We start from the raw sequence: 15,468 nt of genomic DNA, 5'->3' as shown, positions 1-15,468 counted from the left end.
CTGAGGCCGGAGATTCTGCCGGAGTCGTTCCGGGCGACAGTCACCGATGCCTCGATCGCCGAGGCGGTGGAGTTGGTGATGGCGGGGGTCGACGGAAGGTCGCCAGCAGGCCGGGGCCGGGCCGGCGCGGCCCGCTTGCGGGCCGCCTTGATCCTTAAGAGGCTAATTCGGCAGTTCGTGATGTAGTGCCTTGGCCAGCTCGGCCATGCCGTCCGTGCCTTCGGTGATGGCGTCCGCTCCCGCCCTCAACAGGCGAGCGCGCTTGCCGGGCTTGTTGGCGAACCCGATCGTGCGAACATGGGCCGCCCGTCCGCCTTCGATGTCAGAGGTGGAGTCGCCTACGAGGACACACCTGGTCGGATGGGCATCAACCGCCAGGGCAGCGCGGCGGATTGGTGCCGGGTTCGGCTTCATGAGACTTGGGTCGGCGTGTGCTCGGCCAACCGTGGTCGTGATGTACCGGGCGAGTCGGTGAGAGATCAGGTAACGCTCGATAGCGGGGGCTGAGTTGTTGCTGACGATGGCGATTGGGCGCCCGGCCTCATGGGCAGCAACGATGACCTCCCTCGCGTAGGGCGTCGGTGTGGCGCCGTCGACCGCAGCCAGCTCGGCTCGGCACAACGCGTTCTCCACTCGTACGACTAACGATGGCGTGCCGGTGGTCGCGGTGAAGCGGAGCACTTCGAGCGGATCGTCGGTGCCTCGGACATGCGCCGGTATCTCGACGTCGTGCTTCTCGATGACGCGGCGCAGCTCGGCCGCGACGGTGGAGTCCGCGAGGGTGGCGAAGACGGCGCAGACTGGTCCGTCGAAGTCGAGCAGGATCGGCCCGGTGTCGTTGAGGACCTGGGCGAGGCTGTATCGCGGGTTCATGGCGTGTAGTCGTGCGCGATGGTTGACCACATGGAGTCGAACCAGGTCCGGGCCTGGTCGACGTACTGGGACGCATCGGAAGCCTCGTCGTCGCTGACGGCCCGGTGAAAGAGGATGGCGTCCTTGCCCATCGGGTCGTAGATCGCCGTGGGCTGGCCTTTGATCATGACAGTGTGCTCTACCACCGGGTAGAAGCCGAAGAAGGCTTCCTCGCCGTTGAGGATGTAGAGCTTGAACAGCGGCGCTGCGCGATGCACGCGCACCTCTGCTACGGCGTCCTTGACCAAGCCAAGCTCTCCGAGTTCGCGCACCGCCTCGACAATCGCGTCCGTATGCCGGCGGGTGATCCGCTCGGCGCGCTCGCGTACGCCGGGATCGTCGGCCTGCGTCTCGGCCAGGCAAGGCAGGGCCATGGGCTCTCCCGTGTCTGGGAGCAGGATGCGAACGGTAACGGACTCGGGCGTCAGTAGCCCGGCACGGATCTTGTCGAGCGGCTCGGTCAGCACTCCGTGGAGGGTCTCACCGGAGAAGCCGGCGAATTCGATCGTGACCTGGGCGCGCTCGAAGGCCGCCTCGACGTGGGGCCGCAGTCCCACCGGACGCTCGGTTTGTGCGCGGACGAATGCGCCGCTGCCCTGACGGGTGACGATCAGGCGCTCGTCGCGCAGGATGCGCAGCGCCGTTTTGACCGTCTCTCGGGCGACGTTGTAGCGCTCGGCTAGGTCGTTCTGCGACGGCAGTCGCTCGCCTGGCTCGAACTTGCGGGTACGAATCGCAGCTCGCAGAACGTTGGCGATCTGCTGCGACGGGGGCCTGGGATCGTCCGGGTCTAGCCCGGCCAGGTTTTCCAGCTCGCTGGTCATGCAGGTCAGAGTAGCTGCTGACTAGCCAAGCTAGACCAATCGGCGTCCAACTCTTGACCTGGCTAGCCAGGCTGGCCTACCTTGAGTCTTACGCGATTTGGCTAGCCAAGTCGCATCCCGAGACCGGTGAAGTGCCGGCGGGCAAGAGCTGGAGGTAGAGCAATGGCTGTCCCGAACACGATCAAGGTTCCGGTTCCGTTCGATTACGTCTTCCCGCAGGGTGCGCTGTGCCTGGGTGTGGAGCCGGTGACGGACTTCGACAAGCGCGGTCAGGGCGATGACCAGGCCCGCGACAAGGACACGGGCGAGCGCCTGTGGGTGGTCAAGGTGCTGGACCTGGACCCGGAGGCCGGCAAGTTCGGCGGGTCGAAGGAGGTCAAGGTGAAGATCGCCGCCCCGGTGCAGCCGGTGCCGCCGGCGTCGAAGATCCCGGGTTACCCGCCGGCGGTGCAGTTCTCCGACGTGACCCTGACGCCGTACGTGGACTCGCAGCGGTGCAAGGGCTCGGGGAAGTGCCGGGCGCGTCAGGCGTGGTCGATCCGCGCCGGGGCCATGACCGAACCCGCCGCTGTGAAGCAGGCGGCCTGACCAGATCTGGATGCGCGGGGTGGGACTCGCCCGCCAAGACAACTCCCGCCCCGCGCCTGACCCTCATCTCCCTGGAAGGAGCTGGGCTGATGCCCACGCTAGCTGACGCTGCCCGCATCGCCGGGAACCCGCGCCCCGCCCCGCACCGCCGCACCGTGATGCGCCTCGCTGGCCCCGGTATCCGGGCCGCCCGCGAGGTCTACACCACCGTCCCCGCCGACGCCGTCCGCGTGGCCGCGCTGGTGGAGATCGCCGCCGCTGCCGCTGCGCTGGCGCGGACGGTGGTAAAGCTGCGCCACCTCGACCCGGACCTGATCGCCCCGCACGTCTCCGACCGCGTCGACCTGCGCGCGGTCCTCGGTCGGGGCCGGTGGCTGCCGACCATGACCCGCCACGTCCCCTCCCCGGAATCCGGACCGGTGGACCTGGCCGCGCTACTGCCGACCCGGATGCCGGTGCGTCGTCGGGTGGTGCGCCGTCACCCCGGTACGCCGGGGCAGACCGCCCTGTTCGCCGCTGCCGCCGGGGAGGGCTGAGCCATGCCGCTGGTCAACGTGATCCGGGGTGAGCGGATCGACTCCGCTCCGATCAACGTGCGGACCCCGTTCATCCGCATTCCGACGTGGGTGGCGCTGACCTGGTGGACGCTCAAGGCGTTGGCCCGGTTGGTGTTCGTGGTGGTGCGGTTCTGGTACGTCACCGTCCCGGCGGTGTTCTTCGCCTGGCTCTACGGACGGTTCGGCTGGGCCGGTCCGGTCGGGTTCGTCACCCTGGTCGCCTCGGTCGCCGCCGGCTGGGCGTGCGGGCATCGGCAGTCGTTCCTGCGGTTCGGGTGGTGGCCGGTCCTGTCCTGCTACCGCCGGATGCTCTACCGCCGCAAGTGGATGGCGGCGATGGTGACCGCAAAGCTCGCCGTGTCCTTCGACGGGCACACCGTCCTGCCGGTGTTGCGTCGGGTGCGCTGCGGCGGTGGTGTCGACGTGGTGGTCGTGCGGATGGTGACCGGGCAGATCCCCGACGACTTCGCCCGCGTGGCCGAACGCCTGGCGCACACGTTCGGTGTCCGGCAGGTCAAGGCCGCGCCGGGTCCGCGCCCGGATGTGGTGCTGCTGCACTTGTTCCGCGGTGACCCCCTCGCCAAGCTCGTCCGGCCGTTGCCGGTGCCTGCGGTTCCCGAGTTCACCGCCCTGCCGGTGGGCAAGCGCGAGGACGGTGACGGCTACGAGCTGCGCCTGTTCGGCACGCAGGTCCTCGTGGTCGGCGCCACCGGGTCGGGCAAGGGCTCGGTCATCTGGTCCGTGGTCCGCTCCCTCGCCGCCGGTGTCACCTCCGGGCTCGTGCAGATCTGGGGCCTGGACCCGAAAGGCGGCATGGAACTCGGCATGGGTGCGCCGATGTTCACCCGGTTCGCCCGCAAGGACTACGCCGCGATGTGTGAGCTGATCGAGGAAGCCGCCACCGTTGCCAAGGACCGCGCCGGGAAGCTCTACGGCCGCACCCGCCAGCACACCCCGACCCCGGATGAGCCGCTGATCGTCCTGGTCATCGATGAGCTGGCGAACCTGACCGCCTACCTCACCGACCGGCAACTCAAGGACCGCATCAAAGCCGCACTCTCGATCCTGCTGTCCCAGGGTCGCGCGGTCGGCGTGCACGTGGTCGCCGCGATCCAGGACCCCCGCAAGGAAGTCCTGCCGTTCCGGGACCTCTTCCCCACCCGCATCGGCCTGCGACTCGCGGAAGCCGCCCAGGTCGACCTCGTGCTGGGCGAGGGGATGCGCGATCGCGGGGCGCTGTGTGACCGCATCCCGCAGTCCCTGCCCGGTGTCGGGTTCGTCGTCATCGACGGTGACCCCACCCCGATGCGAGTCCGCTTCTCCTACCTGACCGACGACGAGATCCGCGACATGGCCCAGACCTACGGCCGGCTGCGCGTCATCGACGGCGAAATCCTGGACGGTGCCGCATGAAACCCCACCCCACCAACACCCGCGCCGACCGCATCGACGCCCTGGTCCTCGTCGTCATCCTCCTCATCGTCGCCGCCTTCGCCGGGGCCGCGTCGTTCACCCACGTCAAAGACTGGACCCTCGGCAACTCCCCGGCCGGCACCGGCGAGTGGTTCGGCTGGGCCAACGCCGTCATCTCCGAACTCATCCCCGCCGCCGCCCTGCTCACCATCCGCCGCCGACGCCGCAGCGGCGGGCCGATCGGCTACCCGATGTTCCTGCTCATCGCCGCCGTCGCACTCTCCCTCGCCGCCCAGCTCGCCGTCGCCAAGCCCGGCCTGTCGGGGTGGCTGCTGTCCGCCGTGCCCGCGCTGGCGTTCATCGGCCTGTCCAAGCTCGTCCTGTCCACTGCTCCCACCCCGACCCCCGCCGCCGATGCTGCGCCGGCCGGGCCGGTCGAGCAGTCCGCACCGGCTCCTGCCCCCGCCGCTGCGCCGGCCGTGGCTGAGCCCGTCGGCCTGGTCCCGGCCGAGCCTGCCCGCCCGGCCCCGGTCGCCCCGCTGGCTCCGGTGCCGCCGGCTGCCTTCGTTCGCCGCAATGGTGTCCCGCTGATGGGAGAGGTGACCCGATGATTGACGCACTCCTGTCCGGCCTGCTTCTCGTCGCCGTCCTTGCCCTGCTCGTGTGGGATCAGTACCGGCTCTACGTCGCCCGCTACGAACTGGCCGCCCTACACCGCGCCACCCTGCGCGACCCGCTGACGGGCTTGGCGAACCGCGCTGGCCTCGCTGCCGGCTGGAAGCAGCTCGCGCCGCTGCGGCCGTGGGTGGTGGTGGTCGACCTGGACGGCTTCAAGCCGGTCAACGACACCCACGGCCACGCCGCCGGGGACCTGGTCCTGACCGCCGTCGCCTCCCGCCTCCGCGTCGTCCACGGCGTGGCCGCCCGGCTCGGTGGGGACGAGTTCGCCGCGCTGCTCCTGGACCCGAGCCCGGCGGCGGCTGCCCGGCAGATGGCCGCCGCGATCGCCGCCCCGGTCCGTTTGCCCTCAGGGGTGGCGGTGTCGGTGACCGCGAGCATCGGCCTGGCCCCCGCCAGTCCGGCCGGCCTCGCCGCCGCCCTGGCTGACGCTGACGCGGCCATGTACCGGGCCAAGACCACCCGGACCGGCGTGATCGCGTTCGATCCGCTGCGCGACGACCACGCCACCACCGACCCCCGCCCCGTCCTGCGGGTCCGCGACCTCACCCCGACGTTGGGGGTCGGCCGATGACGCTCGCCCCGACGCTGCCCGGCCTCGCCCCCGCCCCCGTGGTGGAGCCGAGGCCGGGCTCCCGGGCCGCCCGGATGCTCATGCCCCGCTCCGTCGACGTGGTCAAGGACCTGGCCGCCGACTACGGCGTCTGCACCCGCCCCGTCAGCCTGCGCCGCACCGACCTCGACTCCGGACAGACCGAAGTCATCGACATGCCCTGCGGCGCCACCCAAGAGGCCAAGTGCCCCGCCTGCGCCACCCGTGCCCGCCGGCTGCGCCAGCAGCAGATCCGCGAAGGATGGCACCGCGACGACGAACCCGACCCCGGCCCGCAACCCGCCACCGACGCGCAACGCGGCCTGATCGTCGCCCGCGCTCACCTGGAGTTCGCCCGCGACGAAGCGGCGCGCGTCTCGCAGTGGGATCAGGTAGCCGACCTGGACGACGCGATCGCCGAACTGGAAGGTCAGATCACCACCGAGGGCATGCGTGGTCGCCCCGCCCCACCCCACGGCAGCGACGACCAGGAGGACGGCGACGGCAAGCGGCGGGTCCGGTCGACCAAACGGCGACAGGACGCCCCGGACCTACCTCGGCTGCCCGTCGAGAACCGGACTGTTGGGCGGACCTTCGAGGGTCGCGGTGGGCAGGTGTTCCGGCCGTCGATGTTCCTCACCCTCACCCTCGGCTCCTACGGCCGCGTGCACTCGGACGGGACGCCGGTCGACCCGGACGCCTACGACTACCGGCGGGCCGCCTGGGATGCCGTGCACTTCCCCCGACTGCTCGATCGGTTCTGGCAGAACCTGCGCCGCGCGGTCGGCTGGAACGTCCAGTACGCCGGTGCCGTCGAGCCGCAACGCCGGCTTGCCCCGCACGCGCACTTCGCCATCCGGGGCACCATCCCCCGCGCCCTCGTCCGGCAGGTCGCCGCCGCGACGTATCACCAGGTGTGGTGGCCGTCCGTCGAGCAGCTCGTCTACGAACCGGGCAACGTGCCGCAGTGGGACGCCGACGCCGCCGGCTACAACGACCCCACAACGGGGGAACTGCTGCCGTCGTGGGATGACGCCCTGGACCTGGTCGACGCCGACCTCGACGCCGAACCCGTGCACGTCGCCCGCTTCGGTGCCCAGGTTGATGCCAAGGGCGTCCTTGCCGGCACTAAGGACGCTGACCGGTGCGTCGGCTACATCACCAAGTACCTCACCAAGCAGGCCGCCGACTGCCACCAGGTGACCACCGGCCGGCAGCGCGCGCACCTGGAACGGCTCTGGCAGGAGTTGCGGCACACGCCGTGTTCGGAGCGGTGCGCCAACTGGCTGCTCTACGGCGTGCAGCCCAAGAAGGCGAAGCAGGGCCTGCGGCCGGGGAACTGCAAGAACAAGGTCCACAAGCGGGAAACCCTCGGCATCGGTGGGCGCCGCGTCCTCATCTCCCGCCAGTGGTCGGGCAAGACGCTGACCGATCATCGGGCCGACCGGCGCGAGTGGGTCAAGGCGCTGCTTGGCGTCACCACCGACGCCGACACCGCACAGGCCGACGGCGAACGACGCCACGCGTGGGAACTCGCTCGCCCGACTGACCCTGACCTTGCCCCGCTCGGGCATCGGGTCCTGCGCGCGATATCCGAACGCATCCAGTGGCGCGCGCAGCTCGATGCCGCGAGACGGGCCGCCGCCCATCCACCGCCCGATGTTTCGGCAACTGATCAAAGCCGTCCAGAACGAGAGGAGCCCGGACGTGACGGATGATCTGCTGACTCCCGGCGAGGTGGCCGCTCGCCTTCGGGCCACACCTCGCTTTGTCCGTCGGCTGGTGGCTGAGCGACGTATCGCCTACGTCAAGGTCGGGCGCTTGGTGCGGTTCGAGCCTGCGGCGGTGGCCGCCTACATCGAGGCCAACCGGGTGGTGCCGACCTCGCGGGCGGAGCTTCGGCGTCAGTTTGGGGCGGTGGCCTGATGGGCGCCAAGCGTCGGCGGCGTTTCGGCAACGTCCGCAAACTGCCGTCTGCCCGGTGGCAGGCTCGCTATCTCGGCCCGGACGGCGTGATGCGGACCGCTCCACAGACGTTCGCCACGGAGCGCCTGGCCGAGAAGTGGCTCACGGTCAGGGAGTCGGAGATCCTGCGGGGGGAGTGGGTGCCTCCGGAGGCGGGGGAGATCCTGCTGTCGGACTACGGGGACCGCTGGATCAGGGAGCGGCGTCTCGCCCCGCGTACCCGCCAGCTCTACGAGTACCTGTTCGCCCTGCACATCAGACCGCACCTGGGCTACCTCGCCCTGGCCGCCATCAAGCCGGCCACCATCCGGAGCTGGCGCGGCAAGCTGCTCAGCGGCGGGACTCCGGAGCCGCAGGCGGTCAAGGCGTACTGCCTGCTCCGGGCGATCCTCAACACGGCTGTGCGAGAGGACGAGATCCTTCGGCAGAACCCGTGCCGGATTAAGGGCTACGACCGGTACCACACCCCGGAGCGGCCCACCGCGACGATCGCTCAGGTCTACGCCCTGGCCGAGGCCATGCCGGCCCGCTTCGCCGCGCTGATCATCGTCGCCGCGCTCTCGGGTCTGCGATGGGGAGAGCTGGCTGCCCTGCGTCGCTGCGATGTCGACCTGGACGCAGCAACGGTGCGGGTGCCTCGCAAGCTGGCGGCGTTGAAGGACCGTCTGGAATTCGGGCCGCCCAAGTCCGCGGCCGGGGTCCGTGTTGTCGCGCTGCCAACAGCTGCGGTTGAGTCCCTGCGCGAGCACCTGGCCGAGCATGTCGAGGACGCCCCCGACGCGCTGATCTTCACCGGTGCGAAGGGTGCGCCGCTGCGTTCCGGCAACTTTGGGCGGGCCGTCAAATGGACCAAGACGGTCGATTCGGTGGGCCTGGCTGGCTTTCACTTTCACGACCTGCGCCATACCGGCAACACTCTCGCCGCCGCGTCCGGGGCCAGTACGCGAGAGCTGATGCACCGCCTGGGACACGCGACCATGCGGGCGGCCCTGATCTATCAACACGCCACCAGCGAGCGGGACCGCGAGATCGCCCAGGCGATGGACCGCCGTATCGCCGGAAGTGGCCGCCGCCGGCCGTGAATGGCACGCGGATGGCACGCAAGATCCAGAGTGGGGGAGAAGCGAACGGCCCAGGTGCCGCGATCACGCGGTCTGCCTGGGCCTTCGTGGGTGGAGCGGGCGACGGGAATCGAACCCGCACCGTCAGTTTGGAAGACTGAAGCTCTGCCATTGAGCTACGCCCGCGCGCATCCCGCCACAGCGGGACGCAGCCGACAGCGTACCCAATGCCCGTGCCGCCCGCGCAGCGCGCCACCGCCCGCCCTCCCCGCGCCGCGTCGCGCCCCGCCAAGATCCGCGCAACTTCAGGGATGTAGTGGCCTCAGCCGCGCCAGGAGGCACCACTTTCCCTGAAGGTGCGCGGATCTTGCGCCCACGGCACGGGGACGCTGGCGCGGAAGGAGGGTTTCGGGGAATGTGTCCGGGTGAGAGGTGGCCCCGGCACGTCCCGGGCCTGCCGACGGCATAGACTGCACGTCGCCACGGGGTGTGGCGCAGCTTGGTAGCGCACTCGCTTTGGGAGCGAGGGGCCGTGGGTTCAAATCCCGCCACCCCGACTGTCGTCCGCGGCCGGGCCGTCCAGGGCGCCGCCCAGTGCGGTGCCCGGGCGCTGCCGGAGCGTCAGGCCGACTCACCTACACTCGATGGGCTGAATCACGCCCAGACTCAACTGAGATCCGTCAAGGAGTACGCCTGTGAAGAGCACCGTCGAGACTCTGAGCCCGACGCGCGTGCGGCTCGCCATCGAGGTGCCGTTCGTCGAGCTCGAGCCGAGCCTCAAGAAGGCGTACCGGGAGATCGGTTCGCAGGTCCAGGTTCCCGGCTTCCGCCGGGGCAAGGTGCCGACCGCGGTGATCGACCAGCGGGTGGGCCGTGGCACCGTCCTCAACGAGGCGGTCCAGGACGCCATCCCGGACAACATCCTCGCCGCGGTACGCGAGCACGACCTGAAGACGCTGGGGCGTCCCGAGGTCGAGATCACCGAGTTCAACGACGGTGACTCGCTGAACTTCACCGCCGAGATGGACGTCCGTCCGGAGATCACCCTGCCGGACGCGTCGACCATCGAGGTGACCGTCGACGAGCTGCAGATCGACGAGAGCGAGATCGACGAGCAGGTGAAGAACCTGCGCGAGCGGTTCGCCACCCTCAAGACCGTCGAGCGGGCCGCCGCCGAGGGCGACTACGTCCAGATCGACCTGAACGCGACCGTCGACGGCGAGGACGTGCCGGGCGGCCAGGCGAGCAACATCTCCCACGAGGTGGGCAGCAAGCAGCTCCTCCCGGGCCTCGACGAGGCCGTGGTCGGCCTCGCCGCCGGCGAGAGCACCACCTTCATCACCCAGCTCGTCGGCGGCGACTTCGCCGGCCGGGACGCCGAGGTGGCGGTGACCGTGCGCACGGTCAAGGAGAAGGAGCTGCCGGAGCTGAACGACGAGTTCGCCCAGATGGCGAGCGAGTTCGACACGATGGAGGAGCTCCGCGGCGACCTGCGCGCGCGGGTCACCCAGGGTAAGCAGGTCGAGCAGATCTACGCGGCTCGGGACAAGGCCCTGGCGCAGCTGGTCGAGGCCGCCGACGTGCCGGCGCCGGAGGGTGTCGTCCGCGAGGAGGTGGCCAGCCGCAAGCAGGCGATGGTCGACCAGCTGGAGCGGATCGGCGCCTCCCTGGAGGAGTACCTCGCCGCCGAGGAGAAGACCGAGGAGCAGATCGACGCCGAGCTGACCGAGGCGGCGACCGAGGGCGTCAAGGTGCAGCTGCTGCTGGACACCCTGGCCGACGCCGAGGACGTGCAGGTCTCCGACGACGAGTTCGGCCACGAGATCGTGCACCGGGCGCAGCGGGCCGGGATGGCCCCGCAGCAGTACTACGACCAGCTGGTGCGCTCCGGCGCGGCCGGCGCGGTCTTCGGTGACGTGCGGCGGGGCAAGGCGCTCGCGGCCGTCATGGAGCGGATCACGATCAAGGACTCGGCCGGCAACGAGGTCACCCTGGACGCGCTGCGCGCCGCCAACGAGGCGGAGCACAACCACGACCACTGATCGTCGGGTGCGGCCGCCGTCCGTCGCTGTGCGGTGGACGGCGGCCACATCCTTTTCCGGGTACGCCCGGCGACCAGCGTCGTCGGGTACGCCCGGAAGCCCGCGCCGCGGGTACGCCCGACGCAGCTGCGCTGAGAGCGAACAGTGCCCCGACCGGGACTCTGCCGCCCCGCACAGCGGTTAGTGTCGGGAAAGACGGTACGGAGAGCGAAGGGCTGCCATGACCGACATGCACATCCCCAAGAAGTCGCTCCGGGCGATTGACGCGCGCGGTGGCGACTCCATTGGCAACCTCGACGACTCGGTCTACAACCGGTTGCTCAAGGAGCGCATCATCTTCCTGGGCAGTGAGGTGACCGACCAGGTCGCCAACCGCATCTGCGCGCAGCTGCTGCTGCTCGCCGCGGAGGACCCGGACCGCGACATCAACCTGTGGATCAACTCGCCGGGTGGCTCGGTCTACTCCGGCATGGCGATCTACGACACCATGCAGTTCATCGACAACGACGTGTCGACCGTGGCGATGGGCATGGCTGCCTCGATGGGTCAGCTGCTGCTCTGCGCGGGCACCAAGGGCAAGCGGTACGCCCTGCCGCACGCCCGGATCATGATGCACCAGCCGTCCGGTGGTCTGGGCGGTACGGCGTCCGACATCGCCATCCAGGCAGAGCAGATGCTCTACACGAAGCGGATGTTCCAGGAGCGGGTCGCGCACCACACCGGCCAGAGCCAGGGGCAGATCGAGGCGGACTCGGACCGGGACCGTTGGTTCACCGCCCAGGAGGCCATGGACTACGGCTTCATCGACAAGGTGATCATCGGGGCCGCTCAGGTTCCGGATGGCGCCGGGACCCTGAGCTGAGGAGCTGACGATGACCGATCTGAGCTTGCCGCCCCAGTTCGCGGCCGTGCACAACCGTTACGTGCTGCCGTCGTTCGTCGAGCGCACGTCGTACGGGGTCAAGGAGTCGAACCCGTACAACAAGCTCTTCGAGGACCGGATCATCTTCCTCGGCGTCCAGGTGGACGACGCGTCGGCCAACGACGTGATGGCCCAGCTGCTGACGCTCGAGGGCACCGACCCGGACCGTGACATCATCATGTACATCAACTCGCCGGGTGGCTCGTTCACCGCGATGACGGCGATCTACGACACCATGCAGTACGTCCGTCCGGACATCTCCACCGTCTGCCTGGGTCAGGCGGCCAGCGCGGCGGCGGTCCTGCTGTCGGCCGGCACCCCGGGTAAGCGGATGGCGCTGCCGAACTCGCGGATCATCATCCACCAGCCGGCCACCGAGGGCGGCTACGGGCAGGGCTCGGACATCGAGATCCAGGCCCGGGAGATCCTGCGGATGCGGACGCAGCTGGAGGACATGCTGTCCCGCCACTGCAACCGCCCGATCGAGCAGGTCCGCAAGGACATCGACCGGGACAAGATCATGACGGCCGAGGAGGCCAAGGAGTACGGGCTGGTCGACACGATCCTGACCAGCCGCAAGAAGGGCCTGCTGGCGGCCAACGCCGCCAGCTGAGCAGTACCGGGTCAGAGGTTGGCCGGGGCGTCCGTTCCCGGCCGACCTCTGACACACCCGTTTTGGGGGTCGGAGAATGCCCCGTCAGCGGGTAACGTCGGGTCCGTACCGCTTCGCCGGTTGGGCCCGGCGGGGTGAACGGAGCCGGACGGCGCGCAGCGTCCGCAGGGTCAGGGCCGGGTCTCCGGCCGATGAGTGCAGGGAGAACGTAGGTGGCACGGATCGGTGACGGCGGCGACCTACTGAAATGCTCCTTCTGCGGCAAGTCGCAGAAGCAGGTGAAGAAGCTCATCGCGGGCCCCGGGGTCTACATCTGCGACGAGTGCATCGATCTCTGCAACGAGATCATCGAAGAGGAGCTGGCCGAGTCCGGCGAGGTGAAGTGGGAAGAGCTTCCCAAGCCGATGGAGATCTGCCAGTTCCTCGACAACTACGTCGTCGGGCAGGATCAGGCCAAGAAGGCGCTCGCCGTAGCGGTCTACAACCACTACAAGCGGATCCAGGCCGAGGCGGCCGGCGCGCCGGGCTCCGGCAGTGACGCCGTCGAGCTGGCCAAGTCCAACATCCTGCTGCTCGGCCCGACCGGGTGCGGCAAGACCCACCTGGCGCAGACGCTGGCCCGGATGTTGAACGTCCCGTTCGCGATCGCCGACGCCACCGCGCTGACCGAGGCGGGCTACGTCGGCGAGGACGTGGAGAACATCCTCCTCAAGCTGATCCAGGCCGCGGACTACGACATCAAGCGCGCCGAGACCGGCATCATCTACATCGACGAGGTCGACAAGATCGCCCGTAAGTCGGAGAACCCGTCGATCACGCGGGACGTCTCCGGCGAGGGTGTGCAGCAGGCCCTGCTCAAGATGCTGGAAGGCACGGTGGCCAACGTGCCGCCGCAGGGCGGGCGCAAGCACCCGCACCAGGAGTTCATCCAGATCGACACCACCAACGTGCTGTTCATCTGCGGTGGCGCCTTCGCCGGTCTGGATCAGATCATCGAGTCCCGCACGGGGCAGGGCGGCACCGGCTTCGGTGCCCGGCTCCGGTCGGTGTCCGATCGGTCGACCGATGACATCTTCAGCCAGGTCATGCCGGAGGACATGCTCAAGTTCGGGCTGATCCCCGAGTTCGTCGGCCGGCTGCCGGTGATCACCAACGTGCGCAGCCTGGACCGCAGTGCCCTCGTGCGGATCCTCACCGAGCCGCGCAACGCCCTGGTTCGGCAGTACCAGCGCCTCTTCGAGCTGGACGGGGTCGAGCTGGAGTTCGACGAGCCGGCCCTGGAGGCGATCGCCGACCAGGCGATGCTGCGGGGCACGGGCGCCCGGGGCCTGCGGGCCATCATCGAGGAGGTCCTCCTCTCCGCGATGTACGAGGTGCCGAGCAACCCCGACGCCGCCCGGGTGCTGATCACCCGTGAGGTGGTCCTGGAGAACGTCAACCCGACCATCGTGCCCCGCGAGTTCACCGGCCGTCGGGCCCGGCGGGACCGCGAGGAGAAGTCGGCCTGACCGTCCTCGCGTCGCGCCGGCCGCTCAGTCCTGACGCGGCCGGCGCGAGCGGGTCATGCTGCTCTACCGGGCGCTCGCCGGCGGGATGACGGCGTGGTGGCGCCGGTCACCGGATCACCGCCGCGGTGGTGCCGGGCTCGGCTTCGCCGCGGGGGCTCTGGGGCTCTCCAGCATCTGAGGCTGCCCGTGTGGCCGTTCCGGTCGTACCCTGGGCCCATGCGCGTCGCCGTCTGCCAGCTGAACGCCCGGGACGACCGCAAGGCCAACCTGGCGGCCGCGGAGGTCCTGTTGGAACGTGCCGCCGCCGGCGGCGCGGACCTCGTCGTCCTGCCGGAGTACGTCGACTACCTCGGCCCCGCCGCCGGGTTGCCCGAGCCGGAACCGGTGGACGGCGAGGTGGGCAGCTTCTTCGCCGGGGTCGCCCGGCGACTCGGCATCTGGGTGGTGGCCGGGTCGTTCCACGAGGTCGGCCCCGACCCGGAGCGCACCTGGAACACGTCGCTGGTCTTCGACCGGTCCGGCAGCCTCGCCGCGAGCTACCGCAAGATCCATCTGTACGACGTGGAGATTCCCGGCCGTGTCTCCTACCTGGAGTCGGCCAGCGTCGCCGCCGGCACCCAACCGGTGGTGGTCGACGTCGAAGGGCTCCGGGTGGGCCTGTCGATCTGCTACGACCTGCGCTTCCCCGAGCTGTACCGGCGGCTCGCCACCGAGGGCGGCGCCCAGCTGCTGGTGGTCCCGGCGGCGTTCATGATGCACACGGGGCGGGACCACTGGGAGGTCCTGCTGCGGGCACGGGCCATCGAGAACCAGTGCTTCGTCGCGGCGGCCGGCCAGACCGGCGACCACGAGCCCGGCCGCACCTGTTTCGGGCGGAGCATGGTGGTCGACCCGTGGGGGACGATCCTCGCCCAGCTGCCGGACGGCCCGGGAGTGTCCGTCGCCGACCTGGACCTCGACCGGCTCGCTCAGATCCGGGCCGAGCTGCCCAGCCTGGCCAACCGCCGGCTCTGAGCGCTCAACCCTGCAGCAGGACGCCGATCGCCGTGAAGCCCGCGATGACCGCGGCGGTCACCAGCAGGGCGGTGGTCATCCGGGATCGGCCCCGCCGGGCCAGCCGCCCCACCGAGAGCACCAGGACGACCAGCACGACCGCGCCGATCACCACCTGCCAGAACGGCAGGAGGAGGCCGAGCAGCGCCTCCTCGGCGTGCACCGTGACGCCGGGCCCGGACTCATCCATGCTTGACACTCTGGCACGCCGGTACGCCTCCCGTCGCGGGCTACGCGGGGACCGCTGTCCCTGCCGCCGGCCGAAGCAGTGATGAACCCTGATTTGCCTTCTCCGGGCCGTCCGCGTAACTTTCTCTCTGCACGGGGGAGGCCGGACAAACCGGCCGAGAACGGGCGCCAGGCTCGTGGCGGGAACGCCGAGCGAGACTGAGGATCGGGCGGTGCGGAACACCTCGAACACGGGGTTGCGGACGCGAAGCCGACCGGGTAGAGTTCTGAAGCCGGCAGGAGCCGGGCGGAGAGCCGCGAAGCGGCGATCGGCCGGTCTGCGGTTTCCCACGACAGTAACGACCGCCGGGTACGGCGTGCGTCATCGTGGGTCCGGACGAACCAAGCTTGATCACCTCGGATACGAGGTTGACAACGAAAGTTCGACCAAGTAAGTTTTAGCGGTTGCCCCGAAACGGGGCCTCACGGTGTGGGGCTTTTGATCGGTGTGTGGTTGTTCTTTGAGAACTCAACAGGGTGCTTGATAAGCCAGTGCCAATTATGATTTATAC

General features: G+C 69.7%; 17 protein-coding genes and 2 tRNA genes. 15 read left to right on the top strand and 4 right to left on the bottom strand.

The features are described 5' to 3' along the window. Window positions 1-162: 162 nt before the first annotated feature. Window positions 163-873, bottom strand: a complete 711-nt coding sequence (locus AB0K07_RS30340; RefSeq protein WP_363760938.1) for an HAD family phosphatase — start codon at window positions 871-873, stop codon at window positions 163-165. Beyond that, window positions 870-1,736: a winged helix-turn-helix domain-containing protein gene (locus AB0K07_RS30335; RefSeq protein WP_363760935.1), complete on the bottom strand. Its 867-nt coding sequence runs from the start codon at window positions 1,734-1,736 to the stop codon at window positions 870-872. Before AB0K07_RS30335 ends, AB0K07_RS30340 begins: the two co-directional genes overlap by 4 nt. Window positions 1,737-1,898: 162 nt before the next feature. Here AB0K07_RS30335 and AB0K07_RS30330 point away from each other — a divergent pair, with 162 nt between their 5' ends. The 8 genes from AB0K07_RS30330 (at window position 1,899) to AB0K07_RS30295 (ending at window position 8,611) form a co-directional block, all read left to right on the top strand. Continuing rightward, window positions 1,899-2,324, top strand: coding sequence for a hypothetical protein (locus AB0K07_RS30330; protein ID WP_363760932.1), 426 nt, complete (start codon window positions 1,899-1,901; stop codon window positions 2,322-2,324). Between the two features lie 89 nt (window positions 2,325-2,413). Continuing rightward, a complete protein-coding gene (locus tag AB0K07_RS30325; RefSeq protein ID WP_363760929.1) occupies window positions 2,414-2,860 on the top strand; it encodes a hypothetical protein in 447 nt (148 codons plus the stop codon). Between the two features lie 3 nt (window positions 2,861-2,863). Continuing rightward, a complete protein-coding gene (locus tag AB0K07_RS30320) occupies window positions 2,864-4,294 on the top strand; it encodes an FtsK/SpoIIIE domain-containing protein (protein ID WP_363760926.1) in 1,431 nt (476 codons plus the stop codon). Next, on the top strand, window positions 4,291-4,905 hold the full coding sequence (locus AB0K07_RS30315; RefSeq protein ID WP_363760923.1) for a DUF2637 domain-containing protein: 615 nt from the start codon (window positions 4,291-4,293) through the stop codon (window positions 4,903-4,905). Before AB0K07_RS30320 ends, AB0K07_RS30315 begins: the two co-directional genes overlap by 4 nt. Further along, window positions 4,902-5,546, top strand: a complete 645-nt coding sequence (locus tag AB0K07_RS30310; RefSeq protein ID WP_363760920.1) for a GGDEF domain-containing protein — start codon at window positions 4,902-4,904, stop codon at window positions 5,544-5,546. The genes AB0K07_RS30315 and AB0K07_RS30310 overlap by 4 nt, the downstream gene beginning before the upstream one ends. Then, window positions 5,543-7,282, top strand: a complete 1,740-nt coding sequence (locus AB0K07_RS30305) for a replication initiator (protein ID WP_363760917.1) — start codon at window positions 5,543-5,545, stop codon at window positions 7,280-7,282. The genes AB0K07_RS30310 and AB0K07_RS30305 overlap by 4 nt, the downstream gene beginning before the upstream one ends. Continuing rightward, window positions 7,272-7,490: a helix-turn-helix domain-containing protein gene (locus AB0K07_RS30300; protein WP_334465661.1), complete on the top strand. Its 219-nt coding sequence runs from the start codon at window positions 7,272-7,274 to the stop codon at window positions 7,488-7,490. The genes AB0K07_RS30305 and AB0K07_RS30300 overlap by 11 nt, the downstream gene beginning before the upstream one ends. Then, window positions 7,490-8,611: a tyrosine-type recombinase/integrase gene (locus AB0K07_RS30295; RefSeq protein ID WP_363760913.1), complete on the top strand. Its 1,122-nt coding sequence runs from the start codon at window positions 7,490-7,492 to the stop codon at window positions 8,609-8,611. The genes AB0K07_RS30300 and AB0K07_RS30295 overlap by 1 nt, the downstream gene beginning before the upstream one ends. A 91-nt stretch (window positions 8,612-8,702) precedes the next feature. On the opposite strand, the gene AB0K07_RS30290 is transcribed toward AB0K07_RS30295, so the two are convergent. Then, window positions 8,703-8,776: transfer RNA gene (locus tag AB0K07_RS30290), tRNA-Gly, on the bottom strand. A 297-nt stretch (window positions 8,777-9,073) separates the two neighbouring features. On the opposite strand from AB0K07_RS30290, the gene AB0K07_RS30285 reads away from it, so the two are divergent. The 7 genes from AB0K07_RS30285 (at window position 9,074) to AB0K07_RS30255 (ending at window position 14,689) form a co-directional block, all read left to right on the top strand. Then, a tRNA-Pro gene (locus tag AB0K07_RS30285) sits at window positions 9,074-9,147 on the top strand. Window positions 9,148-9,285: 138 nt separating this feature from the next. Then, window positions 9,286-10,632, top strand: coding sequence for a trigger factor (gene tig / locus AB0K07_RS30280; protein WP_363760910.1), 1,347 nt, complete (start codon window positions 9,286-9,288; stop codon window positions 10,630-10,632). 220 nt (window positions 10,633-10,852) lie between these two features. Further along, on the top strand, window positions 10,853-11,494 hold the full coding sequence (locus AB0K07_RS30275) for an ATP-dependent Clp protease proteolytic subunit (RefSeq protein WP_363760907.1): 642 nt from the start codon (window positions 10,853-10,855) through the stop codon (window positions 11,492-11,494). A 10-nt stretch (window positions 11,495-11,504) separates the two neighbouring features. After that, window positions 11,505-12,167, top strand: coding sequence for an ATP-dependent Clp protease proteolytic subunit (locus AB0K07_RS30270; protein WP_088960729.1), 663 nt, complete (start codon window positions 11,505-11,507; stop codon window positions 12,165-12,167). Window positions 12,168-12,379: 212 nt separating this feature from the next. Further along, a complete protein-coding gene (clpX, locus tag AB0K07_RS30265; RefSeq protein WP_074313784.1) occupies window positions 12,380-13,675 on the top strand; it encodes an ATP-dependent Clp protease ATP-binding subunit ClpX in 1,296 nt (431 codons plus the stop codon). A gap of 55 nt (window positions 13,676-13,730) precedes the next feature. Further along, window positions 13,731-13,853 (top strand): hypothetical protein, encoded by a 123-nt coding sequence (locus AB0K07_RS30260; RefSeq protein WP_363760902.1) that lies wholly within the window; start codon window positions 13,731-13,733, stop codon window positions 13,851-13,853. A gap of 38 nt (window positions 13,854-13,891) precedes the next feature. Then, window positions 13,892-14,689, top strand: a complete 798-nt coding sequence (locus AB0K07_RS30255; protein ID WP_363760899.1) for a carbon-nitrogen hydrolase family protein — start codon at window positions 13,892-13,894, stop codon at window positions 14,687-14,689. A gap of 4 nt (window positions 14,690-14,693) precedes the next feature. Here the strand turns inward: AB0K07_RS30255 and AB0K07_RS30250 are convergent, their stop codons facing one another. Further along, the gene (locus AB0K07_RS30250) at window positions 14,694-14,918 is read right to left on the bottom strand and encodes a hypothetical protein (RefSeq protein WP_363760896.1); all 225 of its coding nucleotides are present in this window, start codon (window positions 14,916-14,918) and stop codon (window positions 14,694-14,696) included. Window positions 14,919-15,468 lie beyond the last annotated feature (550 nt).

The sequence above is a fragment of the Micromonospora sp. NPDC049301 genome (assembly GCF_040678715.1).
Lineage (GTDB): Bacteria > Actinomycetota > Actinomycetes > Mycobacteriales > Micromonosporaceae > Micromonospora.
Note: the sequence above shows the minus strand (reverse complement) of the source record. Positions and strands in the feature narration are given on the sequence as shown.

What these genes read in the sequence shown, in the direction of transcription:
- AB0K07_RS30320 (WP_363760926.1), top strand. Translation starts at nt 2,864, where the DNA reads ATGCCGCTGGTCAACGTGATCCGGGGTGAGCGGATCGACTCCGCTCCG.
- AB0K07_RS30340 (WP_363760938.1), bottom strand. Translation starts at nt 873, where the DNA reads ATGAACCCGCGATACAGCCTCGCCCAGGTCCTCAACGACACCGGGCCG.
- AB0K07_RS30295 (WP_363760913.1), top strand. Translation starts at nt 7,490, where the DNA reads ATGGGCGCCAAGCGTCGGCGGCGTTTCGGCAACGTCCGCAAACTGCCG.
- AB0K07_RS30260 (WP_363760902.1), top strand. Translation starts at nt 13,731, where the DNA reads ATGCTGCTCTACCGGGCGCTCGCCGGCGGGATGACGGCGTGGTGGCGC.
- AB0K07_RS30325 (WP_363760929.1), top strand. Translation starts at nt 2,414, where the DNA reads ATGCCCACGCTAGCTGACGCTGCCCGCATCGCCGGGAACCCGCGCCCC.
- AB0K07_RS30315 (WP_363760923.1), top strand. Translation starts at nt 4,291, where the DNA reads ATGAAACCCCACCCCACCAACACCCGCGCCGACCGCATCGACGCCCTG.
- AB0K07_RS30305 (WP_363760917.1), top strand. Translation starts at nt 5,543, where the DNA reads ATGACGCTCGCCCCGACGCTGCCCGGCCTCGCCCCCGCCCCCGTGGTG.
- AB0K07_RS30310 (WP_363760920.1), top strand. Translation starts at nt 4,902, where the DNA reads ATGATTGACGCACTCCTGTCCGGCCTGCTTCTCGTCGCCGTCCTTGCC.
- AB0K07_RS30330 (WP_363760932.1), top strand. Translation starts at nt 1,899, where the DNA reads ATGGCTGTCCCGAACACGATCAAGGTTCCGGTTCCGTTCGATTACGTC.
- AB0K07_RS30255 (WP_363760899.1), top strand. Translation starts at nt 13,892, where the DNA reads ATGCGCGTCGCCGTCTGCCAGCTGAACGCCCGGGACGACCGCAAGGCC.
- AB0K07_RS30275 (WP_363760907.1), top strand. Translation starts at nt 10,853, where the DNA reads ATGACCGACATGCACATCCCCAAGAAGTCGCTCCGGGCGATTGACGCG.
- AB0K07_RS30335 (WP_363760935.1), bottom strand. Translation starts at nt 1,736, where the DNA reads ATGACCAGCGAGCTGGAAAACCTGGCCGGGCTAGACCCGGACGATCCC.
- AB0K07_RS30250 (WP_363760896.1), bottom strand. Translation starts at nt 14,918, where the DNA reads ATGGATGAGTCCGGGCCCGGCGTCACGGTGCACGCCGAGGAGGCGCTG.
- AB0K07_RS30270 (WP_088960729.1), top strand. Translation starts at nt 11,505, where the DNA reads ATGACCGATCTGAGCTTGCCGCCCCAGTTCGCGGCCGTGCACAACCGT.